This is a genomic window from Collimonas sp., from assembly GCF_044339385.1.
Taxonomy (GTDB): Bacteria; Pseudomonadota; Gammaproteobacteria; order Burkholderiales; family Burkholderiaceae_D; genus Collimonas.
Genome location: NZ_JBIIVN010000179.1, coordinates 1 through 4725, shown reverse-complemented (window position 1 = coordinate 4725; position 4725 = coordinate 1). Strand labels below are relative to the sequence as shown.

At 56.2% G+C, this 4725-nt stretch carries 4 protein-coding genes; all 4 read left to right on the top strand.

All coding sequences use genetic code 11. The features are described 5' to 3' along the window. The first annotated feature begins 221 nt into the window (after positions 1-221). The 4 genes from ACIQ0R_RS11285 to ACIQ0R_RS11270 all read left to right on the top strand — a co-directional run bounded on the left by ACIQ0R_RS11285 (position 222) and on the right by ACIQ0R_RS11270 (position 4665). The gene (locus ACIQ0R_RS11285) at positions 222-1481 is read left to right on the top strand and encodes an ABC transporter substrate-binding protein (protein ID WP_395827378.1); all 1260 of its coding nucleotides are present in this window, start codon (positions 222-224) and stop codon (positions 1479-1481) included. Between the two features lie 205 nt (positions 1482-1686). After that, a complete protein-coding gene (locus ACIQ0R_RS11280; RefSeq protein WP_395827375.1) occupies positions 1687-2610 on the top strand; it encodes a carbohydrate ABC transporter permease in 924 nt (307 codons plus the stop codon). A 12-nt stretch (positions 2611-2622) separates the two neighbouring features. Then, positions 2623-3522, top strand: coding sequence for a carbohydrate ABC transporter permease (locus tag ACIQ0R_RS11275; protein ID WP_395827372.1), 900 nt, complete (start codon positions 2623-2625; stop codon positions 3520-3522). Positions 3523-3543: 21 nt separating this feature from the next. Further along, a complete protein-coding gene (locus tag ACIQ0R_RS11270; protein WP_395827369.1) occupies positions 3544-4665 on the top strand; it encodes an ABC transporter ATP-binding protein in 1122 nt (373 codons plus the stop codon). Positions 4666-4725: the final 60 nt, after the last annotated feature.

Genomic DNA, 4725 nt, shown 5'->3' with positions numbered 1-4725 from the left:
ACGGCAAGATCAACAGCAACACCAAGAGCAACAGAAAAACCGGGACAGCGCCGCGCAGCTGTATTGGAGGCAGGAAGTGCTTCTTAAACTATGCAGATATTTGTCTGGACAGATGGGTCCACTTTAGCTAATGTCTGCTGGCAGCAACTTGACGGGCTTCGTTCAAGCCCCTGCGGCAAGCTGCTCACCTCTAATCTATAAAAATCCCAAAGGAGACTTCGATGCACACGGTCAACCGAATTCGTACTATCCGCAATGCAGCCCTGATCGCTCTGGCGACCGTCGGCACCGCCCAGGCAGGCAGCCTGACGATCGAAAGCTGGCGCGTGGACGACAAGACCTTGTGGGAAACGGTATTGATCCCGGCTTTCCAGAAAAAAAATCCTGGCATCGAAGTCAAATTTTCGCCAACTGCGCCGACCGAATACGATTCCAGCCTGAGCGCACGCCTGGCTGGCGGCACTGCCGGCGACCTGATTGCCTGCCGTCCGTTCGACGTCTCGCTGTCGCTGTACAAGAGAGGGAACCTGGAAAAACTCGATGGCAAGCCGGGCATGGAACACTTCCCTGCCTCCAGCAAGACGGCATGGCAGACGGATGACGGCAAGGACACATTCTGCATGCCGATTGCCTCGGTGATTCACGGCTTCCTATACAACCAAAAGATTTTCAAGGATTTGAATCTGCAGCCGCCAAAAACAGAAGCGGAATTTTTCAAGGTACTCGACACCATCAAGAGCAATGGCAAGTACGCGCCGCTGGCATTGGGCACCAACGATCAGTGGGAATCCAGCCAAATTATCTTTACCGGCATCAGCCCTAATTACTGGAAGGGCGAAGAAGGCCGCAAGGCGCTGATCGCGGGCAAGGAAAAATTCACCGATCCCAACTTCGTCAGCGCCTTTGAATACGAGGCCAGATTGGGCAAATACCTGAACAAAGGCGCCAGCTCGCAAACCTATGGCGACAGCCAGAACCAGTTCGCGCTTGGCAAGGCCGCCATCTATCCGGCCGGCTCCTGGGATATCGCCTACTTCAACGACAATTCCAAAATCTCGATGGGCGCGTTCCCGCCACCGGTGCCCAAGGCTGGCGATAAGTGCTACATCTCCGATCACAACGATATCGGCATGGGCGTCAACAAGAAGTCCAAGAACAAGGAAGATGCCTACAAGTTCCTGGCCTGGCTGGGTTCGCAAGAGTTTGCCGACATCTACACCAATAAAGTCACCGGCTTCTTTTCGCTGTCGGATCACCTGATCTCGGTCAAGGATCCGGTCGCCAAGCAGATGATCGACTGGCGCAAATCGTGCTCGTCAACGATCCGCCTGAACGCGCAGATTTTGAATCGCGGCGAACCAAGCATGGAAAACCAGTTGTGGAACGTCAATGCCCAGGTCCTCAACGGCAAACTGGCGCCAAAGCAAGCTGCCGCGCAAATTCAGGCCGGCTTCGCCAAGTGGTACAAACCGCAACAATAAACTGTTGAGATAACACTGTTAGTCGGCAAGGGATGGCGCAGGATTGCCCGCCTCTCTTGTCGACAAGCCGCACAGCCGCCGAGGCCTGACACTGAAGCTCGCACTAAGCCGCGCCACTGAGCCACACTGGTGAAAACCGGTATCGATATCAAGCGTCATGCCGCCCGTTGACAAACTACGCTTATTGGATTGACAGAAAACCCGCATGACTCTTCAAAAAAATAAATCCCCCTGGCACATCGTCGTGTTCCTGGCGCCAGCGGTCATCATCTATTCGCTATTTAGTGCGCTGCCGCTGCTGGACACTCTGCGCCTTGGCTTCTATACCGGCAACGATGCCGGCGTCCACAGCTTTGCCGGCCTGGATAACTACCGCACGATCCTGTTCGATGCAGATTGGTCCAAGGCATTCTGGAACGCCATGTTGAACAACCTGAAGTTCTTCGCGATCCACATGCTGTTGCAGAATCCGATCGGCTTGCTGCTGGCCACCCTGTTCAGCCTCAAGGGCTTGCGTGGCGCACGCACTTACCGCACCCTGATTTTCCTGCCGACGCTGCTATCGGTAGTGATCATCGGCTTTATCTGGCAACTGATCCTGTCACCGCTGTGGGGCGTTGGAGAAGGCTTGCTGAACCATGCCGGCCTGGGCGATTACTTTGCGCCCTGGCTGGGCCAGGAGTCGACGGCGATGCTGACCCTTGGGCTGATCTCGGTATGGCAATACGTCGGCATCCCGATGATGCTGATCTACGCTGCATTGCTGGCGGTGCCGGAAGAAGTGCTGGAAGCTGCATATGCCGAGGGCGCCAGTTCATTACGCATTTTCTGGCAGATCAAGCTGCCGCTGATCCTGCCGACATTGGGGCTCGTGACAATCCTGACTTTCGTTGCCAACTTCAATGCATTCGACCTGATCTATTCGGTCAAGGGCGCACTGGCCGGGCCGAATTACAGCACCGACATCCTGGGGACTTTCTTTTATCGCACCCTCTTCGGCTACCAGGCACAGATCGGCAGCCCGACCATGGGCGCGGCGGTTGCCACCCTGATGTTTTTGGTGATCCTGCTGGGCGTGGCCGGCTATTTTTACTTCGTGCAGCGCAAGCTGACACGCTATGAGCTGTAACGAGGACAAACCATGCCTGCCATCTCTTCGCTTGCTGCGCAGCCATCCAATCGGGTTTCCGGCCGCAGCCCCCTGCGCATTCATCTGCGCGCCAACCTTGGCCGCATCTGGGTGCATGTGGTGCTGTGCGCCTACGCCGTGATCGCATTGTTTCCGATTGCGTTAATTCTGATTAATTCGATCAAGTCGCGCGAGGCTATCTTCGATAACCCCCTAGCCTTCCCTAACCCGGAAAGTTTCTCGCTGATCGGTTTCGAAAAAGTGCTGCAAAACACCAACTTCTTGCTGTACTTCAGCAACAGCCTGGTGGTGACGCTCGGTTCTCTGCTGCTCATCGTGCTGTTCGGCGCGATGGCCGGCTGGGCGCTATCGGAATATAAATTCCTGGGCAATCGCCTGATCTCGCTCTATCTGGCGCTCGGCATCATGATCCCGATTCGGCTTGGTACCGTATCGATCCTGCAACTGGTCGTCAGCCTCAACCTGATCAACACGCGCACTGCGCTGATTTTGGTGTACACCGCGCAAGGATTGCCGCTGGCAGTGATGATCTTGTCCGAATTCATACGCCAGATTCCAAAGGAACTCAAGGATGCAGCGCGTTGCGACGGTGTCGGCGAATTCAAGATTTTCTTTCAGATCATCCTGCCGCTGATCCGTCCGGCGATTGCCACGGTGGCAGTGTTCACGATGATCCCGGTCTGGAACGATTTGTGGTTCCCACTGATCCTGGCGCCGTCAGATCAAACCAACACCGTCACTCTGGGGGTGCAGCAGTTTATCGGCCAGTACGTCACCGACTGGAATTCGGTGCTGGCCTCACTATCGCTGGCAGTGATCCCGATCCTGATCATGTACGTGATCTTTTCCCGCCAATTGATTCGCGGCCTGACTTCTGGCGCCATAAAGTAAAGTAGCAATAAGAGACATTCCATGGCAAACGTAAGCATTAAACAACTCACCAAATCATATGACGGCAGGCAGAAGGTGCTGGCCGATCTCAACCTGGAAGTCGAGGACGGCGAGTTCGTGGTTCTGGTCGGCCCCTCCGGCTGTGGCAAGTCGACCTTGCTGCGCATGCTGTGCGGGCTAGAGTCGATCACCAGCGGCGAACTGTCGATCGGCGGCCAGGTGGTCAACCACCTGCCTCCGGCCGAACGTGGAATTGCGATGGTGTTCCAAAGCTACGCGCTATATCCGCACATGACGGTCTACAAGAACATGGCGTTCGGCCTGAAGATCGCCGGTGCCGATAAGGCCGCCATCGATCAGCGCATCCGCCACGCCGCCAGTATTCTCAAGATTGACCATCTGCTGGACCGCTTGCCGCGCGAACTGTCCGGCGGACAGCGCCAGCGGGTGGCGATTGGCCGCGCCATCGTGCGCAAGCCGAAGTTGTTCCTGTTCGACGAACCGCTATCCAATCTTGACGCTGCGCTGCGGGTTCAGACCCGGCTCGAAATCGCCAAACTGCATAAGCAACTGGCAGCGACCATCGTCTACGTGACCCATGATCAGGTCGAGGCGATGACCCTGGGCGACAAGATCGTGGTGATGAACGACGGCAGCATCCAGCAGGCCGGGTCGCCGCTGGAGCTATACCAGCAGCCGCAAAACCTGTTCGTGGCGAGCTTCATCGGCTCACCCAAGATGAATTTATTCAACGGCACCGTCAGTGCCGTCGACCGCCATGCATTGCGGATCAAACTCGACAGCGGCCAGGAAATCAACGCCAATGTCAGCCCTGAAAACGCCAGGGTCGGCGCTGCCGTGACGGTCGGCCTGCGCCCGGAACATCTTCTGGAAAACGCCCATAGTGGTGAAATATTCAGCGGCAAGGTCAGCATTGTCGAACATCTGGGTGAAGCCAACTTCATCTACGTAACATTGCAAAACGGCGAGGACATAGTGATGCGCGGGGATGGCAACAATACCGTGCATATCGGCGACAGCATCACCCTGTCAGCGCCGAGCCATGCCTTTCATGTGTTCGATAGCAACGGCCAGGCGCTGGCGCGGCTGAAACCGGGCAACATGATATCGTCCAGGCAGTAGCAGCAGTAGCAGCAGTAGCAGCAGTAGCAGCAGTAGCAGCAGTAGCAGCAGTAGCAGCAG